Source organism: Stenotrophomonas sp. 86428_Sma (assembly GCF_056481585.1).
Window position 1 is genome coordinate 3,919,852 of the sequence record NZ_CM151156.1, and the last position, 12,369, is coordinate 3,932,220.

Here is a 12,369-nt window from a genome sequence, read left to right on the forward strand (position 1 = left end):
GCCTGCGCGGAATGCCCAACAGCATCAACCGTGAGGGCAACCCTTGGGCGCCACTTCAGCCGGGGCATCGGTCTTGCAATCCCATATGCCGGAATTCGCAGCATAGGTGATGGTGACAGTGGCGGACTTCACTTTGTCGTTCACGCCTGTGGCCTTCATCGTCGCCGTGATGACACAAGGAACCGCTGCTGTCGCCTTGATACCGTCGACATACTTGCCAGTCAGCACTGCGCTGTCCGGCAGTGCGCAGGATGTCGCGCCGTTGCTGTTCGCGAACTGCTCGGCCACCGGCGTCTTCAGGCCGCCCAACAGCACAATGGCCTCAGACAACTGGCCCCGTGCGGTGTAGTCGTTGTACTGCGGTATAGCGATTGCAGCCAGGATGGCGATGATCGCTACGACAATCATCAACTCGATCAAGGTAAAACCAGATTGCTTGCTCATGGAGGCGCTCCCCAACGCGCAGATGGATATTCCCTGCAAAGCAGGGTTCATGCCAAAAAAAAGCCCCGGCGCGGCCGGGGCTCTGTCGAGCCAAAGAAGCCTTGACTCTTACGGGGGGGTGGTGCCGCCGCCACCGGCAGCCGCAGCAGTGCAGGCCTTCGGCGTCAATGCAGCATTGACGCTGCTATTGCAGGACCATTCGCCGGTCGACGGCTTATAGGTCAGGGTAATCTCGGCATCCTTGACTTTGTCGTTGACGCCGGAGCCCTTCATTTTTGCAACAATTTTGCAGCTATCGGCAGCACCCGTCGGCGTAATGCTGGTCACATACTTACCCGAGGTAACCGTGCCAGTCGGAACGGCACAGGAAGTCGTGGCACTATCCTGGGCATAAGCTTCAGCGACAGGAGTCTTTAGGCCACTAGCCAAGGTGAAAGCCTCGGTCAGCTGAGCACGAGCGGTGTAATCGTTGTACTGCGGGATGGCAATGGCAGCCAGAATCGCGATGATCGCAACGACGATCATCAGTTCGATCAGGGTGAAGCCCTTCTGGTTCTTCATGGTGGTACGTCCCCAAGATGAGTGGTAGTTGATGTCGGGGTGGCGGCCGACCAGCCAATGGCCGGTTGAGCAGGCTACCCGTCCCCGCGGGTGGATCAACGCAGGTTACGTGCCAATCTCCCATGGCAGCGTCTCCCCGATTTCCCCCCGCCCATGATGGCAGCAATTTCGCGGATGGAAACCCCCTCCGGCCGAATCTGCGATGGACGCGGCAATGTGACGCAGCGCGTCACCTTTCGTCTCCGCTGGTCAAGAACTCTGCGCAACGTCACGCTGGTACACTCCCCGGACGGCCCCGAACCGGCTACCATCGCCGGTCATGATGCCCGCCTGGGGATGGCGGGCCTTGGGGAGCCAACATGTCTGTCAGTCGCAGTGCGATCAAGAAAGAGCCCGTGGCTCGCACCACCACGGAGCTGCAACCGTTTGTCTGGGAGGGGACCGACAAGCGGGGCGTGAAGATGAAAGGGGAGCAGGTCGCCAAGAACGCGAATCTGCTGCGGGCGGAACTACGGCGCCAGGGCATCAACCCCGGCACGGTAAAGCCCAAGCCGAAGCCACTGTTCGGAGCAGCCGGCAGCAAGGTTTCACCAAAGGACATTGCCTTCTTCAGCCGTCAGATGGCGACGATGATGAAGTCCGGTGTGCCGATCGTCTCAGCGCTGGACATCATCGCAAGTGGGCATAAGAACCCACGCATGAAGAAGATGGTGGAAGGGATCCGCGCCGATATCGAGGGCGGTTCCTCGCTATATGAGGCGGTCAGCAAGCATCCCGTGCAGTTCGACGAGCTTTACCGGAACCTTGTCCGGGCCGGGGAAGGCGCCGGTGTGCTTGAAACGGTGCTGGACACGGTCGCCACCTACAAGGAAAACATCGAAGCGCTGAAGGGCAAGATCAAGAAGGCGCTGTTCTATCCTGCCATGGTGGTGGTGGTTGCGTTGGTGGTCAGTGCCATCATGCTGATCTTCGTCGTACCACAGTTTGAGGAAGTGTTCCGTGGTTTCGGCGCGGACCTGCCAGCATTCACCCAGATGATCGTCAATCTGTCACGCTTCATGGTTTCGTGGTGGTGGTTGATGGCGATCGTGGCGATTGGCGCCGTCGTTGCGTTCACCATGGCCTACAAACGATCACCCAACATGCAGCACACCATGGATCGGCTGATTCTGAGGGTGCCGGTGATCGGCCAGATCATGCACAACAGTTCGATCGCCCGCTTCGCCCGCACTACGGCGGTGACCTTCAAGGCTGGCGTGCCACTGGTGGAGGCGCTGGGCATCGTTGCCGGCGCTACCGGCAACAAGGTCTATGAGGAAGGCGTACTGCGGATGCGCGACGACGTGTCGGTCGGCTATCCGGTCAATGTAGCCATGAAGCAGCTGAACCTGTTCCCGCACATGGTCATCCAGATGACCGGCATCGGCGAAGAGGCCGGTGCCTTGGACGCCATGTTGTTCAAGGTTGCCGAGTATTATGAGCAGGAGGTCAACAATGCCGTTGACGCCCTGAGCAGCCTGCTCGAACCGATGATCATGGTCTTCATCGGTGTCGTCGTTGGCGGTATGGTCATCGGCATGTACCTGCCCATCTTCAAACTCGGCGCCGTCGTCGGCTAAAGGTATCAATGGCATTTCTCGACCAGCACCCCGGCCTCGGCTACCCCGCCGCGGCCGCCCTGGGACTGCTGCTGGGCAGTTTCCTGAACGTGGTCATCCTGCGGCTGCCCAAGCGGCTGGAGTGGCAGTGGAAGCGCGATGCGCGCGAAGTCCTGGAGGAACCGGACTTCTATGAACCACCCCCACCGGGGATCGTGGTGGAGCCGTCGCATTGCCCGCACTGCAAGCACAAGCTGAGCTGGTACGAGAACATCCCGCTGTTCAGCTGGATCATCCAGGGTGGCAAGTGCCGCCACTGCAAGGCGCCGATCTCGCTGCAGTACCCGCTGGTGGAGGCACTGACCTCGGTGCTGGTGCTGGCCTGCGTCTGGCAGTTCGGCTTCGGCTGGCAGGGCTTCGGTGCCATCGTGCTGACCTGCTTCCTGATCGCCCTGTCCGGCATCGACCTGCGAACGCAGCTGCTGCCCGACCAGTTGACCCTGCCGCTGATGTGGCTGGGGCTGATAGGCAGCATCGACAACCTCTACATGCCAGCCAAGCCCGCCCTGGTGGGCGCGGCGGTGGGCTACCTGTCATTGTGGACTGTCTGGTGGCTGTTCAAGCAGCTGACCGGCAAGGAAGGCATGGGCCACGGCGACTTCAAGCTGCTGGCGGCCCTGGGCGCCTGGTGTGGTCTGAAGGGCATCCTGCCGATCATCCTGCTGTCGTCGGTGCTGGGCGCCATCATCGGTTCGATCTGGCTGTACAGCCGCGGCCGTGACCGCGCCACGCCCATCCCGTTCGGGCCGTACCTGGCCATCGCCGGCTGGCTGTACTTCATGTGGGGTGCGCCACTGGTGGAGCAGTATCTGGTGATGAGCGGGCTGCGCTGAGGGGAGTCCCCATGAGCCGCTATGTGGTTGGCCTGACCGGAGGCATCGCCTCGGGCAAGAGCGAGGTGACCCGGCGCTTTGAGGCGCTGGGGATCGTGGTGGCCGACGCCGATCTGGCCGCACGGGCCGTGGTGGCTGCCGGCAGCCCGGCGCTGGCCCGTATCGCCGAGCGTTTCGGCGCCGACATGCTGCTGGCCGATGGCAGCCTGGACCGGGGGCGCCTGCGCGCCCACGTGTTTGCCGACCCGGCCGAGCGGACGGCGCTGGAAGCCATCACCCACCCGGCCATCCGCCTGCTGATGCAACAGCAGTGCGAGCAGGCTGAGAGCCCCTATGCGATTGCCGCGATTCCGCTGCTGACCGAGGTGGGCGGGCAGAAAGCCTACCCGTGGCTGGACCGGGTATTGCTGGTGGATGCGCCCGAAGCCGTGCAGCATGCGCGGCTGATGCAGCGCGATGGCATTGATGCCGCGCTGGCCGACCGGATGATTGCTGCGCAGGCCAGCCGCGCACAGCGGTTGGCGCTGGCCGATGACGTGGTGGTCAATGATGGGCGGCCGGAGGACCTGCAGGTGCAGGTGGAACAGCTGCATGCGCGGTATCTGGGGTTGGCCGGGGGTTGAGGCCTGGTTGCCGGCCAGCGGCCGGCACTACCGAAGTGCATCCACGCATGGCGTGGATCTACACGCGCGGGGCGCGGCAGCGATCACGGTGGTGGCACAAGCGGCACAGGGCGCGATGCAGGGTCGGCGGGGTTCGTGCCGACCAAGGTCGGCACCCACCAAAGCAGGGGCCCTTACAACGGCTTCGGCGAGAACGTCAGGGTGGCAATCACGCCACGCTGGCCGCCGGGGCGCACGCTTACCTGCCAGCCGTACAGGTCGCACAGGCGACTGACGATCGACAGGCCGATGCCGCCGCCCTGCGAGTGGCCAGCATGCGTGCCGCGGTAGCCACGCTGGAACAGCTTGGCCGCGTCTTCCTCGCTCAGGCCCGGGCCACTGTCGGTTACCGACACCGAATTGGTGCCGACGAACACGCGTACCTCGCCGTCCTGCGAGTACTTCACGGCGTTGCCGATCAGGTTGCCCAGTGCCACCGACAGCGCCGCCTCGGGCGCGTCGATCACCAGATTGCGCTCACCTTCCAGCAGCAGCTCCAGCGGCTTGCCACCCAGCTGCGCACGGTGTGCGTCCAGCAGCTGCTCGGCCACGCGGGCGACGTTGCTGGTGCCCTGCCCGCGCTCGTTGCGCGACAGCAGCAGCAGCGCGCCGATCAGATCGCTGCACTGCTGTTCGGCGCGCTGGATGCGCTGCAGGCGCTGCAGCACCTTCTCGTCCAGGCCGGGCCGGGTCAGCAACAGTTCGGTAGCGCCACGGATCACCGCCAGCGGCGTGCGCAGCTCATGGCTGACGTCTGCATTGAATTCACGGTCGCGCTGCACCACTTCGGTCAGCCGCGAGGAATAGTCGTCCAGCGCCTGGGCCAGCTGCCCCACTTCGTCGTCGGGGAAGCCTGGCGCCAACGGCTCGGGATCACTGGTGCCGCCGCGATAGGCACGCAGCCGCGCGGCCAGATCCGACACCGGCTTCATCACCTTCGAGGCCGACCACCAGCCCAGCACCAGCGACAGCACGCTGAACACCAGCACCGACAGCACCAGCGCGCGGTTGAGCTGCTTGCCGCCGCGCACGCTGTCGGTCATGTCATAGGCGAGGAAGAACCAGGCGTCGGGCGTCTTGCGTACGGCCAGCTTGTAGGAGTACGGCTCGCCGTGCTCATCGCCGCTGACGCTGTGGATGCCATCGGAAAAGCCCGCCCACTGCGCGCGCTCTTCGCGCACCCGGTCGAACTTGTCCTTCGAATAGGCATAGGCCTTGATCTGCAGCACCGGTGCGTCCGGGTTATGCCCGGGGTGCTCGTAATAGCGGCGCGCATACTCGTCGATGTTGCGGTTCATCAGCTCTTCCACCAGCTGTTTTTCCACGCGCAGGCGGGCCCAGTTGGTGGCGAACGCAAACAGTGTCGTCAGGCAGAAGCCCAACAACACGAACGAAACGATGATGCGGCTGCGCAGGCGCCGCCGATAAGGCGTGCGCCGGCGCTCCCCCTTGGTTGCCACCGAATCAGGCTTCCGGGGTGGCGATGCGGTATCCGATGCCATGGCGGGTCTGGATCAGCGGCACTTCAAACGGCTTGTCGACCACCGCACGCAGGCCATGGATGTGCACGCGCAGGGAATCCGAATCGGGCAGTTCTTCACCCCACACACGGGTTTCCAGCTCCTGGCGGGTCACCACGGCCGGGGCCGCTTCCATCAGCGCCTGCAGGATCTTCAGCGCGGTCGGGTTGAGCTGCAGCAGCTTGCCCTGGCGGCGCACTTCCAGCGTATCCAGGTTGTATTCCAGATCGCCGGTTTCCAGCACGCGGGTCTGCACGCCCTTGCCGCGTCGCGACAGGGCGTTCAGACGCACTTCCACTTCCTGCAGCGCGAACGGCTTGATCAGGTAGTCGTCCGCGCCGGAATCGAAGCCGGCCAGCTTGTTGTCCAGCGAATCGCGGGCGGTGAGCATCAGTACCGGGGTCTGCTTGCGCGCTTCATTGCGCAACTTGCGGCAGACCTCGATGCCGTCCATGCCTGGCAGATTGAGATCCAGCACGATCGCGTCGAACTCGTGCACCACGGCCAGGTGCAGACCGGTAACCCCGTCAGCCGCGAAGTCCACGGTGTGGCCCCGGTCCTCCAGGTAGTCGCCCAGGTTGGCCGCAATGTCGCTGTTGTCTTCGATTACCAGGATTCTCACTGTCACCTCTAATTTACGAATTTGCCGATGCGCTGGGCCTGGCCCATATCACGCTGTGCCTTGTCCTTCCGCCGGGCGCGCTCGGCAACGGTAGTGCACTGCGTCGTGGACCGGTTCGAACCCGTGGCCTTTTCACGTTGGCATATTAGACGACTATCTTCACGTGCCTGTGTCAAAACCGTGTTCACGATCTGCTGGTCGTTGAAGACATCGGTTCGTACCTGTTCAGGCATGGAATCGCGGTCAGGATGCTGCTCGACGGCCGTACGCATGCGCACCAGCGCCTCGCGTACGCGGCTGCGGTCGGTCTGCTTCAGTTCGCTGTAGGTCTCGCCATCGTTGAGTTCGATTTCGATGCGCTCGATCTGCTGCTGCAGCGGCTTGCCGGGGATAAAGACCTCACCGGACTGGTTCGATGCAGAGGCGGCGGTGGCCAGGGTCAGGCCCGAGATCAGGACCGCCGACAACAGGAGGGACTTCATGACAAACGAATCCTTGTTTGAGTTGAGTGTTGACTGTATTCGCACCACCTTCACGCCAGCAAGTGCCATGCGCAGGGGCATCGGACGGCCTAGTGGTTGGTGGCAGGGTTGAAGTTGTTGAAGGTGCGCTGGTCGTTGAGCAGGGCCTTGCCCTTTTCCTCGATCCGGCGGCGCTCGGCCACGGTCAGGCAGCGGCTTTTAGGCATGTTGCTGCCGGTGGTGCGGGTGTGCTGGCAGATCTGGCGGCTGTCCTCGTGGGCGCGGACAAGAACGGTATTGATCCGCTCCTGGTCGTTGAACACCTCCGCCTGGACCTGCGGCGGGAGCTCCTGAAGCGTGCGGTGGTCGCCCATGCGCTGGGTGATGCGCGCCAGTGCCTGCTGCACCTGGGCGCGGTCATCGGCGGAAATCTCGCTGTACTCGCCGTCATCGAGGGCCTTCTCAACCCGCCGGACCTGCTCGGCCACCGGGGCCTGCCCATCCATCTGTATGGCGGTCTTCTCCGGCTTGGCGGAGACAGCACCAGACAGCCCCAGCAACAACGCGATCATCGTGATGCGGTACATCGCCAGCCTCCGGATCCATCCAGGAACGATGGGCGCCACTCTACGGCCGTCACGCTGCCTCCACAAGGGACTTCCGGCGGCATAAAAAAGACCCAGGCGGTGCCCCGCCTGGGTCTGAAGTCGTATCCCGATACCGATCCTGCTGAGAGGCAGAGCTGCGGTTCGCTGAAGCCTACGCCGGCGCCGATTAAAGGCGCGTTAAAGCCGGCCTCATTTACCCATGAGAATTCCAAGCCATTGATTAATCATGGCTTTTTGATCTTCTCAACGTGCTCGATGATGCGCGTGGCCACATCCACCCCGCAGGCGGCTTCGATGCCCTCCAGCCCTGGCGTGGAGTTGACCTCCAGCACCAGCGGCCCACGCGCGGAGCGGATCAGGTCCACGCCACAGACCGACAAGCCCAGCGCCTTGGCCGAACGCACCGCCACCTGCTGTTCGGCGCGGCTGGCCTTGGCCGCCACCGCGGTGCCGCCGGCATGCAGGTTGGAGCGGAAGTCACCCTCCGGCGCCTGGCGCTGCATCGACGCCACCACCTGGTCACCGACCACGAAGCAGCGCAGGTCGGCGCCCTTGGCTTCGCCGATGAACTCCTGCATCAGGAAGTTGGCGTACAGGCCCCGCAGGGCCTCGACGATGCCACGCGAAGCGCTGGCCTTCTCGGTGAGGATCACGCCCCGTCCCTGAGTGCCCTCGTTGAGCTTCACCACGTGCGGCGGCGGGCCGAGCATCGACAGCAGGTCGACGGTGTCATCGGGGTTGTCGCCGAACACGGTGACCGGCATGTCGATGCCCTTGGCTGCCAGCAGCTGGTGCGCGCGCAGCTTGTCGCGCGAACGCAGGATCGCATCGGACGGGTTGGGAGTGCGCGCACCCATCAGCTCGAACTGGCGCAGCACGGCGGTGCCATAGCGGGTGATCGAGGCGCCGATGCGCGGGATGACCATGTCCACGCCGGTCATCGGCCGACCCTTGTAGTGCATCGAAAAACCATCGGCGGCGATGCGCATGTAGCAGCGCAGCGGGTCGAGGATGCGAACGGTGTGGCCGCGCGCGCGGGCCGCCTCGACCAGCCGGCGGGTGGAGTACAGGGAGCTGTTGCGGGACAGGATGGCGAGCTTCATCGCGGCAGGATCGGACGGCAGGCGCGCAGCATAGCGCGGGCGTGTGGCGGGCGGATGATGCCCTGCAGGCCGCCGCATCTGCGTGCCTGCCGGGGCTGTGCGAAGATGGCTGTTGCCGGCTACAGGACAGGACACGGCCGGCTTACACAACCCAAGGAGAACCACAGATGCGAATGGGAATTCCGCTGTTGTTGCTGTTTGGCCTGATGGGGAGCGCCGCACACGTACAGGCTGCGCCCACCCACGCAGTCTCCCGGCTCTACTTCGATGCCAACAACACCCTGATCGGCCAGGGCCTGCGCTACTGCACGGGCAAGACACAGCACCAGGGCGTTGCCTCACACGCCAATACCCGCTGGATCGATGTTTCCTACGCCTGCCAGGGCGACTCGACCGACGTTTCCTATGGCAGCTGGGTGCCTGCGCAACTGCGGCAGGACTTCTGCACGCTGTACGACGCCTGCACGTCACTGATGCCGTGGCCGGAACCCGGCCTGCCCGGCACCCTCGGCAACGGCTTCTACTCAGACTGACAGCCGGTAGTCGCCGCACTGTCTCCGGCGATGGCTGCACCGTCGCCGGAGACCCCACCCACTACACCCCGGAGACTTCATGCCGTTGACGATCCTTCCGCGTTTCTCCGAAGTGGATGTACTCGGCCACGTCACCAACACCGCCCTGCCCGTCTGGTTCGAGGAAGGTCGCCAGGAGATCTTCCGCCATTTCAGCCGCGAGGCCAGCATGCGCGACCTGACGCTGATCCTGCGCCGCTACGAGATCGACTTCCTGCAGCAGATACAGCCGGGACACGAAGTACGCATCGAGACCCGCATCGAAAACATCGGCCGCTCCTCGCTGTCGATCGTGCAGCAGGCGTTCCAGTTCGAGGCCCTGGTGGCCAGCGGGCGCTGCGTGATGGTGCATTTCGACTACACAACCAACGCCTCGCGCGCCATCGACGCAGAGCAGCGCAGGGCGTTGTCAGGGCTGTTTACCGAGGAGTATGCGCAACAGGTGCAGGCGGCAGGCGCATGAGCCATACGGTAGTCCGGTCATCCGCACCCGGTACTGCCCGCAGCCCATTTCTTCAGCTTTTTCAGCGTTTTCCCGGCGTGCATCGACGACGCATGCCGGAACCTCCTTGTTTGATTCGACGCAGTCTAACCTGTGACTGAGGGCCGCTGATCCGCGCGGGGCAGGCGCAGCGAGAAGCCCCCATCGCGGACACGCACGGCCAATGCGGTTTCCCGCCATTCCACAGGCAGCGCCAATGCCGTGTGTGGCGTGGGGACGCGTGTGATCGCCTCGAACGTCCAGTGTTCCTCATAGGCTTCGCAGCGAAGCGTTCCGTCATCGCCGACCGCGATGACATCGATCCAGGCCCCACTCCGGGTCTTGCCAGTGCCGCCCATCGCACGGCGGCCAATGGCCTGCCAACGCCCCTGCCAGTGGACGAGCCATACGCCCTCGATGGGACGCAGATCCCCATCAAGCACGCTTCCCGCCACCACCACGCATCGACCGGACGGGCTGGCAATGACCGTCTCCAGATCGCAGGCGTGACGGTCACTGGGCTCGCCATCAAGACAGAGCGCGTACGGGCAGATGCGCGCGAACAAGGTCGGATGCGCAGTCAGGCGCAGGTCGTCGGGAAGCAGCGGGATGGCCTGCAGCACCCGGGCATCAGGCAGGACATGCCGCAACACCTGCGGCACCCCGGCGGCCAGCGCCGGATGCTCCTGTTCCAGCCATAAACCCCGGCAGGGGCGCAGCGTGGTCGATCGACTGGGAATATCCCGCAACCACATCGCGGCTTCGGCATCCCCGCCAAGCTGCCGGCGCTCGTGCAGTTCCTGCCAGAACAGGCTGGGAACAATCGCCAGCAGGTGCATCACCCTCTTGTCCGCTTCGTCGTAGACGATCACCGCTTCGCTGCGATCACTGTAGCCACTGGCCACACGCAGCGCGCTACCCGCCAGCGCCAGCCACTCGCCGCTGGCATCGTGGCTGCCTGCGGTGGATACGCCCTCGACAATGGCGCCATCGCGCAGCATCAGGGTGCCGTAGGCCGGCCCGCCCATGCCCAGCTCGCCCCAATCCAACAGGACATCATGCGTGGGCGGCCGGGTGGCGAAGGGCAGCTTCGCCCGCGAGCGCAGCAGTGCGCCCCCTACAGCATCGCCGACCAGATCGAAGTGCTGCAGCACGCCGCCCAGGGCAAGACATGCGGCCAGGCCAACGACCACGCCCCAAGGCGACCACCACACCACGCAGATCGCTACCCATATCAGGAACGGCAGCCACTGGGTGAAACGACGGAGGGCGATTCGATCAACGGTCATGCAGGCTTGGTGGCGGCGACTGTGCACAATTCAAACCTTCAACGCTGTGCCAGGCAATGGGGTTCGAGCCGGCAATGCCGCTAGACTCTCGCTGATGATGGAATCGATGACTGCCGTGAATCGCCGGAATCTGCTGCAGGACATGCTGCCGCGATGGAGAGCACTGGCCAAGGCCCCGGGCCAGCCGCGCCGCACGCTTCGCCTGCCGGATTGGCAGGCGGACTGGAACGCAGGCATGGCCTTGCTTGCACGCCATGCGCGCAATGGCGGTGAATCTGCGGAGGAACCGCTGCAGGGACATGCAGCCCTGGAGCATGCCTACGGCTGGGAGACGGTTGCACAGACCGGCAGCAACCTGCTGCTGAAAGGCATCGACCGCGGCTTCGCCCCCGCGGCATTGCAGCAGATGCATGCCGACGTAGCAGATCTCTGGCTCGAGCATGCGCGTTTGCTGGCCATTGCCCGGGAAAGCCTGCAGCAACAAGGTCACGACATCGCGCTGGCTGCGTCGTTGCAATCGCGTACAACGCAGCACTACGAGTACGCACTGCAGCTGTTGTCACTGGACGTGCTGCTGGATGCGCAGGAACGCCTGCCGGCGCTGGTGGAGAAGGTGCTCTGTTTCGACACCGACCGCGTGCTGGACTACCTCAGCGCGCCGGCGCTGGGCCTGGTGGAAGCCAGTGATGAGGTCTTTCATCCGCGACCGTTCGCCGAGCTGTTCGCGCCGCTGCGCGACGGTGAAGCGTTCGACCCTTCACTGCTGGCCGGCTACCTGCAGGTGCAGTACCGCGACTTCTTCCTGCTGCCGCCAAAGGCTCAGAAGCGGACCCGGCGCCTGATCGGGCCGAACGCGTGGGGCTACTGGGCATTTGAAGTGGCTGCGCTGGTGGTGCTGTATGGCGGTGACGACGCCACGCTACGCACCTGCCCCCACTACCCTTCCGACCTGGTGGACTTCGCCCGGCGTTGAGTCAGGCACCCGGCAGGCCGGAAACACCGCCGAATCGATTCTCTTCCTCGTTGCCCGGCAGAAGCATGACCGGGAAGAGGACGAACACACCCAACGGGATGAAGGCGATCACGACGTACCAGCCGGACTCGTCGATGTCGTGCAGTCGTCGAACGGCCAGGGCCAGCATGGGCGGAAGGAGGACGATGACCGCGCAGACCGTCATGACCCACCCCAGCGTCCGGAACGGCTCGAAGGCCTCCCCATCGAGCAGCACGGTGCCCGTCAGCCAGTATCCGCCGTCCATCAAGGTGTAGCCCACTGCCCCCACAAGTGCAGCAGACAGGGAGTACGACCAGAACTCCTTCCGGTTGGATCGCCCTGAAAAATCAAAGCAACGCCTGAGGGGCAAAAGTGCGGGGATCATTCGCGCTCCGGGCAGCGGACGATGGGAGGCAAGGGTTAACGATCTTTTAGCATCCCCAAGCCCAGCACCAACTGAACCCTGCGACCCGGCGGACCCGGCAGACAGCGGAGGTTGCAGGAGCCCGCCGCGGCAGCCGCGCAGCCAGAGACGCAGCGCGAACTACCGCACATTTCCAT

The 12,369-nt window shown here is 64.2% G+C and carries 15 protein-coding genes; 6 read left to right on the forward strand and 9 right to left on the reverse strand.

The genetic code is table 11. From position 1 onward, the window contains the following. Positions 1-24: 24 nt before the first annotated feature. Entirely contained in the window at positions 25-444 is a 420-nt protein-coding gene (locus ACZK3J_RS18065; RefSeq protein WP_277779292.1) for a pilin, read from the reverse strand. A gap of 108 nt (positions 445-552) precedes the next feature. Beyond that, a complete protein-coding gene (locus ACZK3J_RS18070; RefSeq protein WP_478476140.1) occupies positions 553-1,005 on the reverse strand; it encodes a pilin in 453 nt (150 codons plus the stop codon). Positions 1,006-1,364: 359 nt separating this feature from the next. On the opposite strand from ACZK3J_RS18070, the gene ACZK3J_RS18075 reads away from it, so the two are divergent. From ACZK3J_RS18075 to coaE, 3 genes are read left to right on the forward strand one after another with little or no spacing between them, the layout of a single operon-like run. Then, positions 1,365-2,624: a type II secretion system F family protein gene (locus ACZK3J_RS18075; RefSeq protein WP_277779290.1), complete on the forward strand. Its 1,260-nt coding sequence runs from the start codon at positions 1,365-1,367 to the stop codon at positions 2,622-2,624. 8 nt (positions 2,625-2,632) lie between these two features. Further along, entirely contained in the window at positions 2,633-3,496 is an 864-nt protein-coding gene (locus ACZK3J_RS18080) for a prepilin peptidase (RefSeq protein ID WP_032128827.1), read from the forward strand. Between the two features lie 11 nt (positions 3,497-3,507). After that, on the forward strand, positions 3,508-4,119 hold the full coding sequence (gene coaE / locus ACZK3J_RS18085; protein ID WP_149908728.1) for a dephospho-CoA kinase: 612 nt from the start codon (positions 3,508-3,510) through the stop codon (positions 4,117-4,119). A gap of 173 nt (positions 4,120-4,292) precedes the next feature. Here coaE and ACZK3J_RS18090 read toward each other — a convergent pair whose 3' ends face one another. The 5 genes from ACZK3J_RS18090 to rimK form a co-directional block, all read right to left on the reverse strand. Then, the gene (locus tag ACZK3J_RS18090; RefSeq protein ID WP_478476141.1) at positions 4,293-5,660 is read right to left on the reverse strand and encodes a sensor histidine kinase; all 1,368 of its coding nucleotides are present in this window, start codon (positions 5,658-5,660) and stop codon (positions 4,293-4,295) included. After that, a complete protein-coding gene (locus ACZK3J_RS18095; RefSeq protein WP_005410804.1) occupies positions 5,623-6,300 on the reverse strand; it encodes a response regulator transcription factor in 678 nt (225 codons plus the stop codon). The genes ACZK3J_RS18090 and ACZK3J_RS18095 overlap by 38 nt, the downstream gene beginning before the upstream one ends. 8 nt (positions 6,301-6,308) lie before the next feature. After that, positions 6,309-6,782 carry a hypothetical protein gene (locus ACZK3J_RS18100; RefSeq protein ID WP_049463500.1) on the reverse strand — a complete coding sequence of 158 codons (474 nt, stop codon included), beginning with the start codon at positions 6,780-6,782 and terminating at the stop codon, positions 6,309-6,311. A gap of 89 nt (positions 6,783-6,871) precedes the next feature. Next, on the reverse strand, positions 6,872-7,348 hold the full coding sequence (locus ACZK3J_RS18105) for a hypothetical protein (RefSeq protein WP_010481495.1): 477 nt from the start codon (positions 7,346-7,348) through the stop codon (positions 6,872-6,874). A gap of 245 nt (positions 7,349-7,593) precedes the next feature. Beyond that, positions 7,594-8,472: a 30S ribosomal protein S6--L-glutamate ligase gene (gene rimK, locus ACZK3J_RS18110; protein WP_005418651.1), complete on the reverse strand. Its 879-nt coding sequence runs from the start codon at positions 8,470-8,472 to the stop codon at positions 7,594-7,596. Between the two features lie 167 nt (positions 8,473-8,639). Here rimK and ACZK3J_RS18115 point away from each other — a divergent pair, with 167 nt between their 5' ends. Together ACZK3J_RS18115 and ACZK3J_RS18120 are read left to right on the forward strand one after the other, a co-directional pair. Then, positions 8,640-9,005, forward strand: a complete 366-nt coding sequence (locus ACZK3J_RS18115) for a hypothetical protein (RefSeq protein ID WP_223224661.1) — start codon at positions 8,640-8,642, stop codon at positions 9,003-9,005. Between the two features lie 79 nt (positions 9,006-9,084). Continuing rightward, a complete protein-coding gene (locus ACZK3J_RS18120; protein ID WP_032128832.1) occupies positions 9,085-9,507 on the forward strand; it encodes an acyl-CoA thioesterase in 423 nt (140 codons plus the stop codon). Between the two features lie 125 nt (positions 9,508-9,632). Here the strand turns inward: ACZK3J_RS18120 and ACZK3J_RS18125 are convergent, their stop codons facing one another. Continuing rightward, on the reverse strand, positions 9,633-10,814 hold the full coding sequence (locus tag ACZK3J_RS18125; RefSeq protein ID WP_100437658.1) for a hypothetical protein: 1,182 nt from the start codon (positions 10,812-10,814) through the stop codon (positions 9,633-9,635). A 115-nt stretch (positions 10,815-10,929) separates the two neighbouring features. Here ACZK3J_RS18125 and ACZK3J_RS18130 point away from each other — a divergent pair, with 115 nt between their 5' ends. After that, the gene (locus ACZK3J_RS18130) at positions 10,930-11,787 is read left to right on the forward strand and encodes a PoNe immunity protein domain-containing protein (RefSeq protein WP_238380425.1); all 858 of its coding nucleotides are present in this window, start codon (positions 10,930-10,932) and stop codon (positions 11,785-11,787) included. A gap of 1 nt (position 11,788) precedes the next feature. On the opposite strand, the gene ACZK3J_RS18135 is transcribed toward ACZK3J_RS18130, so the two are convergent. Continuing rightward, on the reverse strand, positions 11,789-12,193 hold the full coding sequence (locus ACZK3J_RS18135; RefSeq protein ID WP_134951407.1) for a DUF805 domain-containing protein: 405 nt from the start codon (positions 12,191-12,193) through the stop codon (positions 11,789-11,791). Positions 12,194-12,369 lie beyond the last annotated feature (176 nt).

Bases quoted from the DNA above. Each gene is read 5' to 3' on its own strand.
- ACZK3J_RS18120 (WP_032128832.1), top strand. From the start codon at position 9,085: ATGCCGTTGACGATCCTTCCGCGTTTCTCCGAAGTGGATGTACTCGGC.
- rimK (WP_005418651.1), bottom strand. From the start codon at position 8,472: ATGAAGCTCGCCATCCTGTCCCGCAACAGCTCCCTGTACTCCACCCGC.
- ACZK3J_RS18100 (WP_049463500.1), bottom strand. From the start codon at position 6,782: ATGAAGTCCCTCCTGTTGTCGGCGGTCCTGATCTCGGGCCTGACCCTG.
- coaE (WP_149908728.1), top strand. From the start codon at position 3,508: ATGAGCCGCTATGTGGTTGGCCTGACCGGAGGCATCGCCTCGGGCAAG.
- ACZK3J_RS18075 (WP_277779290.1), top strand. From the start codon at position 1,365: ATGTCTGTCAGTCGCAGTGCGATCAAGAAAGAGCCCGTGGCTCGCACC.
- ACZK3J_RS18070 (WP_478476140.1), bottom strand. From the start codon at position 1,005: ATGAAGAACCAGAAGGGCTTCACCCTGATCGAACTGATGATCGTCGTT.
- ACZK3J_RS18065 (WP_277779292.1), bottom strand. From the start codon at position 444: ATGAGCAAGCAATCTGGTTTTACCTTGATCGAGTTGATGATTGTCGTA.
- ACZK3J_RS18125 (WP_100437658.1), bottom strand. From the start codon at position 10,814: ATGACCGTTGATCGAATCGCCCTCCGTCGTTTCACCCAGTGGCTGCCG.
- ACZK3J_RS18105 (WP_010481495.1), bottom strand. From the start codon at position 7,348: ATGTACCGCATCACGATGATCGCGTTGTTGCTGGGGCTGTCTGGTGCT.
- ACZK3J_RS18135 (WP_134951407.1), bottom strand. From the start codon at position 12,193: ATGATCCCCGCACTTTTGCCCCTCAGGCGTTGCTTTGATTTTTCAGGG.
- ACZK3J_RS18115 (WP_223224661.1), top strand. From the start codon at position 8,640: ATGCGAATGGGAATTCCGCTGTTGTTGCTGTTTGGCCTGATGGGGAGC.
- ACZK3J_RS18080 (WP_032128827.1), top strand. From the start codon at position 2,633: ATGGCATTTCTCGACCAGCACCCCGGCCTCGGCTACCCCGCCGCGGCC.
- ACZK3J_RS18090 (WP_478476141.1), bottom strand. From the start codon at position 5,660: ATGGCATCGGATACCGCATCGCCACCCCGGAAGCCTGATTCGGTGGCA.